Source organism: Micromonospora sp. SD19, assembly GCF_054462275.1.
Window position 1 is genome coordinate 124,727 of the sequence record NZ_JBTLMN010000013.1, and the last position, 15,936, is coordinate 140,662.

Consider the following 15,936-nt stretch of genomic DNA (forward strand, 5'->3'; position numbering starts at 1 on the left):
CCGGCGCACGGCGGATCGCCCGCGCACCGGCCCGGTGGAGCATGGTCAGTTCACGTAGACGGCGGCGTTGCCCTTGGTGCTGTCGCGCACCGGCGAGTACGTCGCCGAGAAGTACGCGGTGCCGAAGCAGAGGGACGGGCCGGAGAACTTGGTGAACGGCTGATGGGTGAAGGTGATCGAGTTGGTGGCGTTGGCCGCCGTGCCGGTGAGGCTGTTGGTGCTGGTCCGGTAGACGCAGGTGATCGTGCCGAGCAACGAGTTCAGCACGACGGTGCTCTGCACCGGCGCCGCCGTGGTGCCGGAGATCTTGACCACGCCGGCGCTGGTGACGGAGGTGGCGTACGGCAGGTTGTTGAGGGCGATGCTCTGCACCCCGGTGGTGCCGAACACGTTGGTGGTGCAGGTGCCGAAGCTCTGGGCGGTGAGGCTCTCGGTGGCGGTGCCCGGGGCGGTCGGGTTGGTGAGCACCTTGGCGCTGAAGCTGGACGCGGCGCACTTGATGCCGGTGGTGCCCGAGGTGGAGCTGTAGAAGGTGGCGTTGGTGCCGGTCTTGAGGCTGGCCTGGATGACGTCGTTGACGGCGACGGCGGTGCCGCCAGTCGTGGGGTAGGTCAGGACGTTGCCGGCGAGCGCGGCTGACGGGTCGGCGGAGGCTGGCGGGGCGGCTACGAGACCGGTCAGCAGCGCGAGGGCGACGAGACCCCCGCCGATTTTTCCGTACCTGAGCATGATGCTTCCTTCCGGTGGCGGGACGGGAACGAGCGGACCGCGCAGGCGGTCACCGCCGGGCGGGCACGCCGGGCGGCGATCATGGCCGTCCGAGGTGGACGGCGGTGGTGGTGGAGGCGCCGGGCGACCGTCGGGTCGGGCGCGGGTGACGGAGGTGCCGCGGATCAGCGGGCGGGTCGGCGTGGTGCACTGCGGCGTAGCCGCGTCACCTGCGCCTTTCCGGCATTGGGAGAGCGTTCGTGTTCGGCGATAATGACAGCCATCGAGCCCTCCTTCGACGAGTCAGGGTGACCATCCGGGGAGATCACCAAAGGTGACGGGGAGCGAACTGAGCGTGAGGAAAGTTATAAACCCCGGAGGGTCGCAAAGTCAATGAATCAACGGAGGTCGATGAATTGACCACGCAGAGCCACCCTCAGCCGGCGCCGGCACCCCTGCCGGGTGCACGCCCGGGCCGCGACCCGGACCGCGCGATCAAGCGCGGCCCGCGACGGGTCTCCGCAGAGGTCGTGGCCGCGACCCAGCGAGACCGCCTCTTCGACGGGCTCGTGCACGAGGTGGCGACGAAGGGCTACGACAACGCCCGGGTCAGCGACATCTGCCAGGCCGCCGGCGTGACCCGGCCGGCCTTCTACGCCCTGTTCACGGGCAAGGAGGACGCCTTTCTCGCCGCGTACCGGCACGGGATCGCCGTGGTGTCACAACTGATGGAGAACGCCTACCGCGAGGCTGGCCCGACCTGGCCGGACGCGGCACGCGCCGCGCTGCGCACCCTGCTGGAGGTGCTGGCGAGCGTTCCGGCGTTCGCCCGGATGGCGCTCGTCGAGGTGGACGCGGCCGGCCCCGACGCCCGCCGCGAGCGCGACGCGCTGCTCACCAGCTTCCGTCGGTTCTTCGTCGACGCCGGCCCGGGGCCGGCGCTCGCCGAGGTGGGCCGCGACGAGCTGGTGTCCACAGTGGTCGGTGGCATCTACGCCACTGTCCGCGGCCGTGTGGCGCGGGGTCGGGCGGCGGAGTTGCCGCAACTGCTGCCGGTGCTCACCTACGCGGCCATGGCGCCGTTCCTGGGCACCGAGGCCGCGATTCAGGCGACCCGGCCGATACGGCCGGACGACGGCCCGAGTACGACCGCGCCATGCGCACCGGCCCACCCCTCCTGATCACACGGTCGGAAACCGCAGCGGTTTCTCACCTTGGCCACATTTAACAAATACCGCCCAAATGGCCGTCACGTGCCGTTGACCTCTCCTTTACTCGGCGGTAACTTCGGCTCTGCGCCCACAGAACGCGGGTCAGGGATGCAATTCCCATTGTCGCCGATGAATCGATCTTAAGGGGAGCCGCCATGTCGGAGGAAACCACACCCGTCGCACCCGGGCCGCCGCGCAGTGGCACGCGTTGGCGTCGGTTCGCCGCCACGTTCGGCATCGTCGTGGCGGGCGCCGCCGGCATGATCATGCTGACCGCCCAGGGCGTGCTGGGCGCGCAGTTCGCCATCTCGGGCATGCCGTTCACGGTCACCGCCGACAGGCTCACCGGCACCGGGTTCGAGCAGTTCGCCACCCTCGACCAGATGATCCCGGACAGCCCCAACCAGGGCGACACCGGTGGACAGGTCCTGGTGATGGTCTCGGCGATCGACAAGGCGGAGCTGACCAACCTCTGCCAGAGCATCAACCTCGGCGGTGTCTTCCTCAAGATCACCGCCGGCAACGGCGACAAACCGGTCACCGCCCGGACCCTTGTGGTCGACGGCGACGAGATCGCCGGCAACGCCGCTTTCCGGAACATCGACATCGGGCAGGACGCCAGCACCCTGGACAAGGTGCCCGGTGTGAAGGGTAACCCCGGCGTCTTCTCCCAGCAGGCGGACTCGATCGTCATCGAGAACCTGCGGCAGAACAACTACGCCACCACCGCTGCCGTCTTCAACCTGCCCAACCTGCGCATGGCGTTCACCTCCGACGGGTGCTGACATGAGCACCGAACAACACCAGACGGCGCCGGCCGTCCGCGAAACCCGCGGGCGGTGGCGCCGCTGGCGGCGGGCCCGCCCGTTCACCGCCGCAGTGCTGATCGCCCTCGGGGGCGCCGAGATGCTGGCGACCCTGCGCGCACCGCTCGGGGTGCTGCTGCACATCGGACCGCAGGGGCTCGCCGCATACCTGGTGCCCACCATCCTCGTGATCTGCGGCGTCCTGCTGATCACCACCCCGCAGCAGCGGGTCTTCTACGCCGTGATCTCGCTGGTGCTCGGGCTGGTCTCCTGGTTGACCTCGAACCTGGGCGGCTTCCTGGTCGGGATGCTGCTGGCCCTGATCGGCGGGGCACTCGCTTTCGCCTGGACTCCGGACAAGGACCACCCTCCCACCGGCGCCGCGACGAAACCCGCGTCGGACGAGGACGAGAACGAGCACGAGGACGCCGCCCACACAGTGCTGCTGCCCGGGATGCGGTCACCGGACCCCAGCCCGGTCGACCGGGGCTGAGTCAGCGGGCGGTGTCGGCGACGGCCTGGGCGAACACCTCGGAGCGGTGCTCGTAGTTGCGGAACCGTCCGTAACTGGGCGCGGCCGGGGAGAGCAGCACCACCCCGCCGGCCGGTGTCACCTCGCGGGACAGCCGGACCGCCGCCACCAGGTCGTCGACCAGTTCGGTACGCACCTTCGGCAGGTTGGCGAGCACCTCGACGATGCGGGCGCCGCTGTCCGGGATCCCGATCACGGTCAGCTCCCGCTCGGCCAGGTGCTCGGCCAGCGGCGTGTAGTCCAGACCTCGGTCGTTGCCCCCGACGATCACCGTCAACGGCCGCCCGTCGTACGCGTCGATGGCGTGCATGGCCGCGTACGGGCTGGTGGCCAGGGTGTCGTCGACGAACGTCAACCCGGACGGGTCGGTGATCTCGGTGAGCCGGTGGGCCAACCCCTGGAACTCGGCGACGGCGACGGCGAGGTGGTCCTTGCCGGCCAGCACGTCCACGCCGAGCGCGTCCAGCACGGCGAGCGCGACGCAGAGGTTGCCCTCGTTGTGCCGGCCGACCAGCGGCAGCACGGCGCGCGGGAAGAGCGGCTGGTCGCCGACGTGGAACCACTGCGTGCCGTCGGCGCCGGTGGCGACGTGGAAGGTGTCGGGGCGACCGGCCCGGATCGCCGGCAGCTCACCCAGCTCCGCGGCCAGTCGGGGGTCGGCACCGTTGACCACGATCGTCTGCGGGTCGTGGGCCAGCAGGTTCAGTTTGTCCCGGTAGTACTCCCGCTCCCCACCGTGCGCGTCCAGGTGCTCGGGGAACAGCGCGGTGACCACTGCCACCCGGGGCGAGTCGGTGAGGTCGCTGCACTGGTAGCTGGACAGCTCCAGCACGTACAGCTCCGCCTCCGGCAGGTCCAGGGTCGGCACCCCGATGTTGCCGCCGAAGACGTTGGGCCGGCCCATCGCGGTGAGCAGGTGACTGATCAGGCTGGAGGTGGTGCTCTTGCCCTTGCTGCCGGTGACCCCCACGGTGCGCGCGGCGTGGTCGGCCATCCACAGCGCGGTGCCCTGGGTCACCATGATCCCGCGTCGGCGCAGCTCGACCAGCCACGGGTGGGTCTGCGGCACGCCCGGGGAACGGACCACCACGTCCGCGGCGGCCAGCCGTTCGAAGCCCGCCTCACCGGTGACCAGCGGCGCCGCCTCGGCCAGCGGACCGTCCCAGGGCAGCGACAGGAAGTTCGCGCTGTCGTCGACGGCGACCAGCTCGGCCGGACCGTGCGCGGCGATGGCGGTCACAGCGGCCCGGCCCTCCCGGCCGGTGCCCCAGACGGCGACGGAACGACCGCGCAGGTCAGAAAGGCGCACGAGGATCTCCTCGGGGGTCACGGCGGCGGCGGGCAGGGCCCGGTCCGGACACGGCCGGACGAACCAGGGCCTAGTATGGCGTGTGCCCAACGAGCAGCTCCGGCGGATGGACGCCTTCACCTTCCCGTCCTACTCGATCGACTTCGCCACCGGCGAGGTGTTGTTCGACTACGCCCTGACCGGCCCGGCCGGTGAGCAGCGGTTCACCGAGGTGATCACGCTTCCACTGCCGGCGGAGCCGCCGTCCGACGAGACGGTGGCGACCCTCAACCGGGTGCTGGAGGTGCTGCACCTCGTCGCCGGGGTCAGTTACTACAAGGCCGCCGCGCCGCCCCGACTCGTGCTGCCGGCGCCGCTGGGCGCGGCCACCGTCGACTACGTCACGGCCATCTACACCAAGGGCCTCGCCGAGTACGCGTACCGCAACCAGCTGCCGCACGTGCTCCAGCTGCGCCCGGAGGTGCCGGCCGGCACCCCGGAGTCGCCCCGGGTGTACGACGACTCGGACCGTCGCCCGCTCTCGGCGGTCGGCGGCGGCAAGGACTCGATCGTCAGCCTGGAGGCGCTGCGCCGCGCCGAGCTGGACCCGGTGCCGTTCTCGGTCAACCCGAACCATGTGATCGTCGCCGTCAACGAGGCGTCCGGGCTGGTCCCGCTGGCCGCCCGGCGGCGCATCGACCCGGTGCTGTTCGACCTGAACGCGGCGGGCGCGCTGAACGGGCACATCCCGGTCACCGCCATCAACTCGCTGATCGCGGTGGCCACCGCCGTGCTGCACGGGTTGGGCCCGGTGGTGATGTCCAACGAGCGTTCGGCGTCCGACCCGAACCTGGTCTGGAACGGCCATGAGATCAACCACCAGTGGTCCAAGGGCGTCGAGGCGGAGGGGCTGCTGCGGGCGTCGCTGGCCGAGCACGCGGGCCTGACCGAACCGTACTTCTCGCTGCTGCGGTCGCTGTCCGAGCTGCACATCGCCCGGCTGTTCGCCGAGTTCACCCGGTACGACGACGTGGTGACCAGCTGCAACCAGGCGTTCAAGCTACGCGACGCGAGTGAGCGCTGGTGCCGTGACTGCCCGAAGTGCCGGTTCGTCTTCCTGGCCATGGCGCCGTTCATGCCACGGGAACGGGTCACCCACATCTTCGGCGGTGACCTGCTGGCCGACGAGTCGCAGATCCCCGGCTACCGCGAGCTGCTGGGCGTGGACGGGCACAAGCCGTTCGAGTGCGTGGGCGAGGTCGAGGAGTCGGTGGTGGCCCTCGGCCTGCTCGCCGAGCAGGACCAGTGGCGCGACGCCCCGGTGATCCAGGCCCTGGTGGACGCGGTGCCGGCGACGGCCTGGTCCGCGGTGGCCACGTCCGACGTCTTCACCCCCGGCGGCCCCAACCACATCCCCCCCACCTACGCAAAAGCCCTGAACCAACTTATGTGACGCGCTAGACGTTCAGGCCCGCGCTCCGGCCCCGGGCCGGTGTTGCGAGCCCTCCCCCCGCCGTGGGTCGCATGATCGCGGCGGCTGGCCGGTGGAGTGTGTGTGGCGCTGCGCCTTTGGAGCTGATGTCGTAAACGAATCGAGCGAGGCAGGCCGAGCCCCGGCCGGGACACGCCAAGCCCAGCACGTCAGGGCGGCCCATGGTCGAGCGGACCAGGGCCGGCCCAGGGCCGGGCCGGACCCAGGGCCGAACCATGACGGGGTCGGACCCAGGGCCGAACCATGACGGGGTCGGATTCGAGGCCGAACCAGGACCGGACCGGACCCAGGGCCGAACCAGGACCGGGCCGGACCCAAGGCCGAACCAGGACCGGGCCGGACCCAGGGCCCAACCGAAGTCAGCGCCCCGCCGAGTAAGGCCAGGGGATGATTCGTTTACGACATCAGCTCCAAAGCGTGCCCGACCCAGACGTTCACCCCGACGCCGAGCCGTCGCCGCCGAATCGGCAACACAAGGAGCCACGTCAGGGCGCTCGGACCGCTTCCAGGGCCAGGAGAGCTACGTGGAGCGACAGGGCGGCCTCTACCGAGTCGAGGTCCACGTCGAGGATCCGGGCGATGCGGGCCAGGCGTTCGTAGAAGGCCGGTCGGGACAGGTGGGCGACGGCGGCCGCGGCGGACTTGTTACGACCCTGCTCCAGGTAGGCGCGCAGGGTGTCGAGCAGCTGCTCCCGGGGGTGCCGGGCGTCGTACTCCAGCAGCGTCCCGAGTTCGCGTTCGACGAAGGTCTGCAACCGGGGCTCGTCGCGCAGCAGGTGCAACAACCCCGCCAGACCGACGTGGGGTAGCCGGAAGATCGGCAGGTCGCGCCGGTCCCGGCGGGCCGCCTCGGCGATCTGCCGCGCCTCGACGAGTGACCTCCGGGCCTCCCGCAGGCTCCCCACACCCGATCCGGCGGCGACGATCACGGCAGCCGGGCCGGCACCCCGGGCCGGGTCGACACAGGCGGTGGACGCGCGGCCGGTGCCGGCGTCGAGGCGTACCCGATGAAGGGCGCTGGCGAACGCGGACAGCGCGCGGTCCTCGGCGGCCGGGTCCGGTAGGGCCAGCAGCGCGCCCACCGAGTGGTCGTCGACGGCGCTGGTCAGTGCGGTCAGCTTCGCCTCCCGCACCGCCTGCCCGACCGCCTCGGCGAGATCCCGCAGCCGGGCCTGGGCGGCCTCGGGGCCGACCTCCCCGGCGGCGTCGTCGGCGCGGTGCCGGACCATCACGCCGACCAGGTGACGCCGGTCGAGCACCACGCCGAGCGCCTTGGCGCGCAGCCCCACCTCGTCCACCGGCCGGGAGTGGTCGAGCAGCGCGGTGAGCAGGGTGCGGTGGATCTGCCGTTCCAGGCCCTCGGCGTCGCGGCGGATCAGCCGGCCCAACGCGAGGGTGGACGCGGCCCGCTCGATCAGGATGGTGAGCCGGGTGGGTGGGCCGACGGTCGGTTCGCCGGCCTGGGCGCTGGGCACGTCCCCGCTGGCCGGCCAGCGCAGCAGCAGCCGACCCCAGTCCTGCCCCCGGGCGCCGACGGTGGTCACCAGCCAGCCGCTGTCCAGGTCGTACGCGGTCCGCCCGGCCGGGCGGATCCGGCGAGAGTGCTGCTCCCAGCCGTCGAGCAGCAGTTCGGCGCTCTCGCCCGCCGGGTCGTACCCGAGCACCTGCCGGGACAGGTTCTCCAGCACGACCGGGCAACCCGACAGCTCGGCGGCCTGCCTGATCACCTCGGCGGTGTCGGCGCCTTCGACGGAGAGGTCGTTGAACCGTTGGTGGATCTCCTCGGTGGCGCGCAGCTCGGTGAGCTGCGCGTCGACGATCAGCGCGTGCACCGCCTCGGTGATCCGGACGAACGGGGTGGCCCGGCGCAGCTCCACCAGCGGCAGCCCGCGCCGGTCGGCGGCGGCGGCCATCACCCGGGGCACCCCGCTGAGGTAGCGGCGGCCCAGCTCGACGACGAGCCCGGACACGCCGACGTCGGCGAGGTCGCCGATGAAGGCGCGCAACCCGGCGTCGTCCGCGGGCAGGCCGATGCCGGTGGTGAGCACCAGTTCACCGCCGCCGAGCAGGGTGGCGATGTCCGGCACCTCGGCCACGTGCACCCAGCGGACGGGTCGGTCCAGCCCGTCGTCCCCGGCGACCACGCGCGGCGCGCCGTGGCGGACCGGGTCCAGGGCGAGGACCTCACGGACGGTAGGGAACACGGCCGACACGCTACCGTCCGTGACGCCGGAACTCGACTTGCCGCCGCGGGCCGGGACCGCCGGGCTCAGTCGACGCCGAACTCCATAGCGGCGCGGTCGAGCGCCTCGTCCTCCGGCGAGGCGACGCCCCGGGAGGCGATGGCTTCCGCGCCGCCCTGGGGCATGGCACCGATCAGGCCGGTCGAGGCGGCCTGCGCGGCCCCGATCATGCGCTGCGGGTTGCCGCCGCCGACCAGGCCGAGGGAGGCGTACTGCTCCAGCTTCGACCGCGAGTCGGCGATGTCCAGGTTGCGCATGGTGAGCTGGCCGATCCGGTCCGACGGGCCGAACGCCGAGTCCTCGGTACGCTCCATCGACAGCTTGTCCGGGTGGTAGCTGAACGACGGGCCGGTGGTGTCCAGGATCGAGTAGTCCTCGCCCCGGCGCAGCCGCAGCGTCACCTCGCCGGTGACCGCCGTGCCGACCCACCGTTGCAGCGACTCGCGCAGCATCAGGGCCTGCGGGTCCAGCCAGCGGCCCTCGTACATCAGCCGACCGAGGCGGCGGCCCTCGTTGTGGTAGTTCGCCAGGGTGTCCTCGTTGTGGATGGCGTTGACCAGCCGCTCGTACGCGTAGTGCAGCAGCGCCATGCCGGGCGCCTCGTAGATGCCCCGGCTCTTGGCCTCGATGATCCGGTTCTCGATCTGGTCCGACATGCCCAGGCCGTGCCGGCCGCCGATGGCGTTGGCCTCCAGCACCAGGTCGACGGCGCTGCCGAACTCCTTGCCGTTGATGGTCACCGGGCGGCCCTGGTCGAAGCCGACGGTGACGTCCTCGGTCGGGATCTCCACCGACGGGTCCCAGAACCGGACGCCCATGATCGGGTTGACGGTCTCGATGCCCGTGTCGAGGTGCTCCAGGGTCTTCGCCTCGTGCGTGGCGCCCCAGATGTTGGCGTCGGTCGAGTACGCCTTCTCGGTGCTGTCCCGGTAGGGCAGGCCGCGCTCCAGCAGCCACTCGGACATCTCCTTACGCCCACCCAACTCGGTGACGAAGGCGGTGTCGAGCCACGGCTTGTAGATGCGCAGCATCGGGTTGGCCAGCAGGCCGTAGCGGTAGAACCGCTCGATGTCGTTGCCCTTGAAGGTCGAGCCGTCGCCCCAGATCTGGACGTCGTCGGCGACCATCGCGCGCACCAGCAGGGTGCCGGTCACGGCCCGGCCCAGCGGGGTGGTGTTGAAGTACGCCCGCCCGCCGGTGCGGATGTGGAAGGCGCCGCAGGTCAGCGCGGCCAGGCCCTCCTCGACCAGGGCGGCGCGGCAGTCGACCAGGCGGCCGAGTTCGGCGCCGTAGCTGAGCGCGCGACCGGGCACCGACGCGATGTCGGGCTCGTCGTACTGGCCGATGTCGGCGGTGTAGGCGCAGGGAATCGCGCCCTTGTCGCGCATCCACGCGACCGCGACGGAGGTGTCGAGGCCGCCGGAGAAGGCGATGCCGACACGTTCGCCCGTGGGCAGGGAGGTGAGAACCTTGGACACGGGGAAAATTATGCAATAGAACGCATGGCCATGCAAGCCGAAGGGTCTACTCGCCGCCGAAGGGCGGGTCGTCGCGGCCCAGCTCCCAGAACGCCACCGCCGCCGCGGCGGCGACGTTCAACGAGTCGACGCCACGGCGCATCGGGACGACCACCCGCACGTCGCTGGCGGCCTGGGCCGCCGCGGTGAGGCCGGGCCCCTCCGCGCCGAGCAGCAACGCCGCCCGCTCCCGCTGCGCCGGGGTCAACAGCTGGATCGGTACGGCGTCCGGCGCGGGCGTCATGGCGAGCACCGTGAAGCCGGCCTCCCGCACCTGGTCCAGGCCCCCGGGCCAGCTGTCGAGCTTCGCGTACGGCATCGCGAAGACCTCACCCATGCTGACCCGGACGCTGCGCCGGTACAGCGGGTCGGCGCAGGTCGGCGAGAGCAGCACCGCGTCGACACCGAGCGCGGCAGCCCCCCGGAAGATCGCGCCCAGGTTGGTGTGGTTGTTCACGTCCTCCAGGACGACGACCCGGCGCGCGGTGGCGAGCACCTCGGCCGCCGTCGGCAGCGGCCGGCGGTGGAACGACGCCAGCACCCCCCGGTGTACGTGGAAGCCGGTGGCCCGTTGCAGCACGTCCTGGGTGGCGGCGTAGACCAGTGCGTCGCCGGTGTCCAGGTCGGCGAGCTGGTCGATCCGCTTGGCGTCGACCAGGTACGACCGGGCCGGGTAGCCCGCGCGCAGCGCCCGGCGCAGCACCAACTCCCCCTCGGCGATGAACAGGCCGTGCGGTGGCTCCCAGCGGGTGCGCAGCTCGACGTCGGTGAGCGCCCGGTAGTCGGCGATCCGGTCGTCGTCAGGGTCGGTGATCTGGTGTACGGGCACCGGACGATTCTGCCGGACGCGGGGCAGCGCGCTCCGACGCCCGCGCGGCGGGGTGTTTTGTCCGAAGAAGAAGGGGAATGACCGGCGGAGTATCGGACTCGACGGGAAGGACCAGCCAGGTGAGCGCAGACCACACGGCACCCGGCGAAGTGGGAGCCCTGCCCCGGCGCCCGACCGTCGCGGACCACATCGTGTCGCGGCTGTTCAGCTGGGGCGTACACCGCTACTTCGGCTATCCCGGCGACGGCATCAACGGCATGACCTCCGCGCTGCAACGCACCAACGGGCGGGCCCAGTTCATCCAGGTCCGCCACGAGGAGACCGCCGGCTTCGCCGCCTCCGCGCACGTCAAGTACGGCGGCGGCCCGCTGGGCTGCGCGCTGGTGACCAGCGGACCGGGCGCGATCCACCTGCTCAACGGCCTGTACGACGCGAAGCTCGACCACCAGCCGGTGATCGCCCTGGTCGGGCACACCGCGACCACCGCCGAGGGCGGCGGCTACTACCAGGAGGTGGACCTGCTCGCCCTCTACAAGGACGTGGCCGCCGCGTTCCTGGCCCAGCTCGACAACCCGGCGCAGGTACGCCACCTGGTCGACCGGGCGTGCCGGACGGCGCTGGCCCGGCGTACCGTCACCGCCCTGGTCCTGCCCCTGGACATCCAGGACGAGCCAGCCGTGCCCAACCCGCCGCACGCGCACGGCTACTACCAGACCAGCAACGCGCCGAGCAGCACGCCGACGGTGCCACCGGAGGCGGACGTACGCCGGGCGGCCGAGGTGCTGCGCGGCGGGCAGCGGGTGGCCATGCTGGTCGGCCAGGGTGCCCTCGGCGCGCGCGACGAGGTCCGCGAGATCGCTGACCGGCTCGGGGCCGGCGTGGCCACCGCGCTGCTCGGCTTCACCGCCGTCGACCATCGCGAGCCGTGGGTGACCGGCGCGATCGGGCTGCTCGGCACCCGACCCAGCTGGCAGCTGATGAACGGCTGCGACCGGCTGCTCATCGTGGGCAGCAACATGCCGTACTCGGAGTTCTACCCGCCGCCCGGACAGGCCCGCGCGGTGCAGATCGACCTGGACGGCACCCAGCTCGGGCTGCGGTACCCGACCGAGGTGAACCTGACCGGCGACGCCCGCCCCACCCTGCGGGCGCTGCTGAACGAGCTGGGCCCCGGCCCCGGGCCGACCGCCTGGCGGGCGGAGGTCGCCGAGGCCACCTCCGCGTGGCGCCGGGTGCAACGCGACCTGGCCGAGCAGAGCGCCGAACCGGTCAACCCGCAGTTGCTCTTCCACACCCTGAACGAACGGCTACCCGACGACGTGCTGCTCGCTGTCGACTGCGGCACCACCACCGCCTGGTACGCCCGGCACATCCAGGTACGCCCCGGGATGCTGGCCAGCCTGTCCGGCACGCTGCTGTCCATGGGCGGTGCCATGCCGTACGCGCTGAGCGCCAAGTTCGCCCACCCGGACCGACCGCTGGTCGCGTTGATCGGCGACGGCGCCATGCAGATGAACGGCGTCAACGAGCTGATCACCGTGGCGAAGTACTGGCGCAGCTGGGCAGACCCGCGCTTCGTGGTGCTCGTGCTCAACAACCGGGACCTGGCGTTCGTCAGCTGGGAACAGCGCTCCACCGAGGGGACGCCGATGTTCCCGGACAGTCAGCAGTTGCCGGACATCGCCTACCACCAGTGGGCGGAGGTGCTCGGGCTGCACGGCGAACTGATCGACTCACCGGAGCAGGTGCGCGACGTCTGGGACCGGGCGCTCACCGCCGACCGGCCAGTGGTGATCAACGCCCTGGTCGACCCGGCCGAGCTGATGCTGCCCCCGCACTTCACCGCCGAGCAGGCCCGCAACACCGCTGCGGCGGTGCTGCGCGGCGACACCGACTGGGCCGGCATCATCCGCCGCGGCCTCCCTGCCACCCTGGCCAGCTACCGCCCCCGCCGCCGCGAACGCTGAGGCGTCAGCCTCGGCGGTCCAGCCAGCGTTGCAGGGCTGAGCGGGGGTCCTGGGTGGGCTCCTGGCGGTCGGGGACCGCTGGGCGCTCCACCGGGCGGCGTGGGTCGCCGGCCAGTTCCTTGCTCGGTGCGGCGAACGCCTTCTCCGGCTGGCCCTTCACGGCGGTGGCGATGACCCGGGCGACCGCGTCGATCACCTTGGTCTGCACGGCCGACCCCACCGAGTCTGCCGGGTCGTCCGGGTTGGCGGCGATACCGGCCACCGCGACCTGCGGGGTGAAGCCGACGAACGTCTCGGTGGAGTTCTGCTCCGAGCTACCCGTCTTACCGGCCACCGGCCGGCCGTCGAGGATGTCGTTCACGCCGGTGGCGGTGCCGCCGTTGCACTGCCCGAACGCGGACTGCTGACCCACCGGGCAGCGCGCCGCGTCGGTCGCGGCGCGGGCGACGTCGGCGTCGAGAACGCGCTTGCAGGAGGGCTGCCCGACCGGCACCTTCGCACCGTCCGCGCCGGTCACCGAGACCACCGGCAGCGGCGTGCAGTAGGTGCCCTCGGCGGCCACCGTGGCGTACGCGTTGGCCAGGTCGAGGGGGGTGGTGGCGGCCACGCCGAGGGTGAACGAACCCCAGTTCTTGGCGTTGTCCTTGGCGAAGGCGGCGTCCGAGTCGGCACGGAAGGTGATGCCGAGCCGCTGCGCCATCTCGACCACCTTGTCCTGGCCGACCTGTTCGGCCAGCCAGACGAAGTAGGTGTTCACCGAGCGGCCGAAGCCGTCCCACATCATCCGGTACCCGTCCATCCAGTCCGGGTTGGCGTTCGCCGGGCACCAGCGGCCGTCACAGCTGCCCGGCCCTTCGGCGGCGTACCGGGTGGGCAGCTTGGCGGGAGCGTCGAAACCGGTGGAGAGGGTACGGCCCGACTCCAGCGCGGCGAGCATGGTGAACAGCTTGAACGTCGAACCCGCCTGGTACCCGTCGACGCTGGCGCCGCCGGAGATCAACGGGTTGACGGTGTGCGGGTAGTTCGCCTGCCCGGCCGGGTTGTCGGCGAGGCTGTAGTGCCGGTTGACCGCCATCGCCAGCACCCGCCCGGTGCCGGGCTGGACCGCCGCGATCGGCAGGGCGCGCTTGTTGTCGTAGGAGTAGACCTTGGTGGCCTGCTGCTGCGCGGTGGCCTGGATCTTCGGGTCCAGCGAGGTGACCACCGTGTAGCCGCCGGAGCGCAGCGCCTGCTCGCGCTCCGCGACGGTGGCCCCGAAGGCCGGTTGGGTCAGCCACCAGCGGCGCAGGTAGTCGCAGAAGTAGCCCCAGTCGTCGTGGCCCTGGGAGACGGCGGTGCAGCCGTTGGGCTGGGCGGTGGGGCGCAGGGCCAGCGGCTCGGCCTTGGCCTGGGCGGCCTGCGCGGCGGTGATCGCGCCGGTGGCGACCATCGAGTCCAGCACGTACGACCGGCGGGCCAGCGCCTGGTCCTTGTCCCCGTCGATCGGGCTGTACGCGTCCGGGGACTGCACCAGACCGGCCAGCAGTGCCGACTCGTTGAGGGTCAGCTGCGCCGGAGATTTGCCGAAGTACCGCTGGCTGGCCGCCGCGATCCCGTACGCACCGGAGCCGAAGTAGGCGATGTTCAGGTACCTGTCGAGGATCTCGTCCTTGCCGAGGCTCTTGTCCAGCGCGCTCGCGTACCGGATCTCCTGGATCTTGCGCCCGACGGTGGGGTCGGTCGCGGCGGCGCGCTCCTCGGCGGTGCGGGTGGGGTCGGTCTTCAGCACGTTACGGACGTACTGCATGGTCAGCGTCGAGCCGCCCTGTTCGGTGCCGCCGCCCTTGACGTTGGCCACCAGTGCCCGGGCGAGGCCGCGCAGGTCCGCGCCACCGTGGTCGTAGAAGCGCCGGTCCTCGGCCGCCACGATCGCCTCCCGCATCACCGGAGCGATCTCGGACAACGGGACGTCGGTGCGGTTCACGTCGTAGAACGTGGTGATCAGCGTCTTGCCGTCGTTGGCGTACAGGTACGAACGCTGCGGCGTGGCCGGGGTCTTCAGCGAGGCCGGCAACGCGGCGTACGACCCGAGCGCGGAGCGGGCGGTGAGCCCGAGCAGCAGGTTGCCCGGCAGTGCGGCGACGGCCAGGACGAGCCCGGCCAACACGCCGGCGAGCAGCACGGTGAACAGCCGCGACAGCGGCGAGCGGGGGGCGGCCATGCAATCCAGGATTGCCACAAAAACCGCCAACCGACCACCCCCAGAGCCCGATTGTCACCAACTTCACGGCCCCCCACCAGCCAAACCCCAGCCAGCGGCTGCCTCCCCGCTCCCCGCTCCGATGATCATGGGGTTAGCGGGAGGTTTGATCACGGAATCGCCCGTCAACCTCATGATCACCGGAGCTGGCCGAGGTCCGGGGTGGGGCTGGCCGGGGGTTAGGGGTTGGGGTTGGGGGTGCTGAGGCTGGCGGAGGCGGCGTCTCTGGCGGTTTCGCGGGGCATCAGGCGGCCGGAGCGGTAGCCGATGCCGATGCCGGCGATCAGCACGAAGATCGCGCCGAAGGTCTGGAGCGACCCGATCAGTGCCCCGCCGAGGCCGAGCAGCGGCGCGGCGATGATCAGCATGACGCCGTCGCCGAGGCTGAAGGTGCCCGAGCGGGCCACCGCCCACCCGGTGAGGAACCAGCCCGCGCTGTAGAACGTCGCGCCGAGCAGGACCAGCGACCGCGCGGTGGTGCCGAAGACCGGTGTCTGCTCTTCGAACCCGGCGAACGGCAGCATGAGCACGGTGCCGGCGATGCTGACCAGCAGCCCGGCGGCGGCCACCCGGCGGCTGCGGGTCGCGGCCAGCAGCCCGGTGAGCGCCAGCAGCGCGAGCAGGCCGAGCCAGACCGCGGCGACCCAACCGATGAGGTACACCGCCTGGCCGTCGGCCGGATAGGGGTCGTTGCCCACCCCTCCGTCGCTGGCCATCGCCACCGCGCCGTAGAGGATGGCGTACGCGGGCAGCAGCCAGACGGCCGCCCGGGCGAACCGACGCACTGACCAGGCCCAACTGGCGTTCGTGGCGGGGGCGCCCGGGGTCGGCTCGCCGACGAAGGGCAGTACGCCGAACCCGCCGCCGCTGCGCCGGGAGCCCAGCGGGGCGACCGGGTCGTGCGCGCCGGGCACCGGGGCCGAGGACCACATCCGATTCGCCGGATCCTTCATGCGTCACCTCGCTCGTCGTCGAGCGGTGCACCGACGCGCCGGGGCGCCCCGATTGCCTGGTCACCACCCGTCCTAGGACCGATGGTGGCAGGCGTCGGAGCGCCCCATGAGTCTTTCTCGCATTTAGCCGGCCGGGTGGCCGGTGTCCTGC

At 71.7% G+C, this 15,936-nt stretch carries 12 protein-coding genes; 5 read left to right on the top strand and 7 right to left on the bottom strand.

Annotated features, from left to right (window positions below; genetic code table 11):
* Positions 1–45: 45 nt before the first annotated feature.
* The gene (locus ACX27O_RS30340) at positions 46–729 is read right to left on the bottom strand and encodes a Tat pathway signal sequence domain protein (protein WP_210861284.1); all 684 of its coding nucleotides are present in this window, start codon (positions 727–729) and stop codon (positions 46–48) included.
* 395 nt (positions 730–1,124) lie between these two features.
* Here ACX27O_RS30340 and ACX27O_RS30345 point away from each other — a divergent pair, with 395 nt between their 5' ends.
* The 3 genes from ACX27O_RS30345 to ACX27O_RS30355 all read left to right on the top strand — a co-directional run bounded on the left by ACX27O_RS30345 (position 1,125) and on the right by ACX27O_RS30355 (position 3,218).
* Positions 1,125–1,889: a TetR/AcrR family transcriptional regulator gene (locus ACX27O_RS30345; protein WP_210865348.1), complete on the top strand. Its 765-nt coding sequence runs from the start codon at positions 1,125–1,127 to the stop codon at positions 1,887–1,889.
* A 185-nt stretch (positions 1,890–2,074) separates the two neighbouring features.
* Positions 2,075–2,704, top strand: a complete 630-nt coding sequence (locus ACX27O_RS30350; protein ID WP_030337762.1) for a DUF6230 family protein — start codon at positions 2,075–2,077, stop codon at positions 2,702–2,704.
* 1 nt (position 2,705) lies between these two features.
* On the top strand, positions 2,706–3,218 hold the full coding sequence (locus ACX27O_RS30355; protein ID WP_458940467.1) for a DUF6114 domain-containing protein: 513 nt from the start codon (positions 2,706–2,708) through the stop codon (positions 3,216–3,218).
* A 1-nt stretch (position 3,219) separates the two neighbouring features.
* Here ACX27O_RS30355 and murD read toward each other — a convergent pair whose 3' ends face one another.
* Positions 3,220–4,566 (bottom strand): UDP-N-acetylmuramoyl-L-alanine--D-glutamate ligase, encoded by a 1,347-nt coding sequence (murD, locus tag ACX27O_RS30360; RefSeq protein ID WP_030337760.1) that lies wholly within the window; start codon positions 4,564–4,566, stop codon positions 3,220–3,222.
* An 82-nt stretch (positions 4,567–4,648) separates the two neighbouring features.
* Between murD and ACX27O_RS30365 the strand changes: the two genes are divergently transcribed.
* A complete protein-coding gene (locus ACX27O_RS30365) occupies positions 4,649–5,998 on the top strand; it encodes a hypothetical protein (RefSeq protein WP_030337759.1) in 1,350 nt (449 codons plus the stop codon).
* 524 nt (positions 5,999–6,522) lie between these two features.
* On the opposite strand, the gene ACX27O_RS30370 is transcribed toward ACX27O_RS30365, so the two are convergent.
* From ACX27O_RS30370 to ACX27O_RS30380, 3 genes are all read right to left on the bottom strand, one after another.
* On the bottom strand, positions 6,523–8,241 hold the full coding sequence (locus ACX27O_RS30370) for a PucR family transcriptional regulator (RefSeq protein WP_458940468.1): 1,719 nt from the start codon (positions 8,239–8,241) through the stop codon (positions 6,523–6,525).
* Between the two features lie 65 nt (positions 8,242–8,306).
* Positions 8,307–9,758 (bottom strand): argininosuccinate synthase, encoded by a 1,452-nt coding sequence (argG, locus tag ACX27O_RS30375; protein WP_030337757.1) that lies wholly within the window; start codon positions 9,756–9,758, stop codon positions 8,307–8,309.
* A gap of 46 nt (positions 9,759–9,804) precedes the next feature.
* Positions 9,805–10,653 carry a TrmH family RNA methyltransferase gene (locus tag ACX27O_RS30380; protein WP_458940485.1) on the bottom strand — a complete coding sequence of 283 codons (849 nt, stop codon included), beginning with the start codon at positions 10,651–10,653 and terminating at the stop codon, positions 9,805–9,807.
* A gap of 92 nt (positions 10,654–10,745) precedes the next feature.
* On the opposite strand from ACX27O_RS30380, the gene ACX27O_RS30385 reads away from it, so the two are divergent.
* Positions 10,746–12,593 (top strand): thiamine pyrophosphate-requiring protein, encoded by a 1,848-nt coding sequence (locus ACX27O_RS30385; protein WP_051708878.1) that lies wholly within the window; start codon positions 10,746–10,748, stop codon positions 12,591–12,593.
* Positions 12,594–12,597: 4 nt separating this feature from the next.
* Here ACX27O_RS30385 and ACX27O_RS30390 read toward each other — a convergent pair whose 3' ends face one another.
* Both ACX27O_RS30390 and ACX27O_RS30395 read right to left on the bottom strand, forming a co-directional pair.
* Complete coding sequence (locus tag ACX27O_RS30390; protein WP_458940469.1) at positions 12,598–14,793, bottom strand: transglycosylase domain-containing protein; 2,196 nt, start codon at positions 14,791–14,793, stop codon at positions 12,598–12,600.
* A gap of 218 nt (positions 14,794–15,011) precedes the next feature.
* Positions 15,012–15,785, bottom strand: a complete 774-nt coding sequence (locus ACX27O_RS30395) for a hypothetical protein (RefSeq protein ID WP_030337790.1) — start codon at positions 15,783–15,785, stop codon at positions 15,012–15,014.
* Between the last annotated feature and the right edge of the window lie 151 nt (positions 15,786–15,936).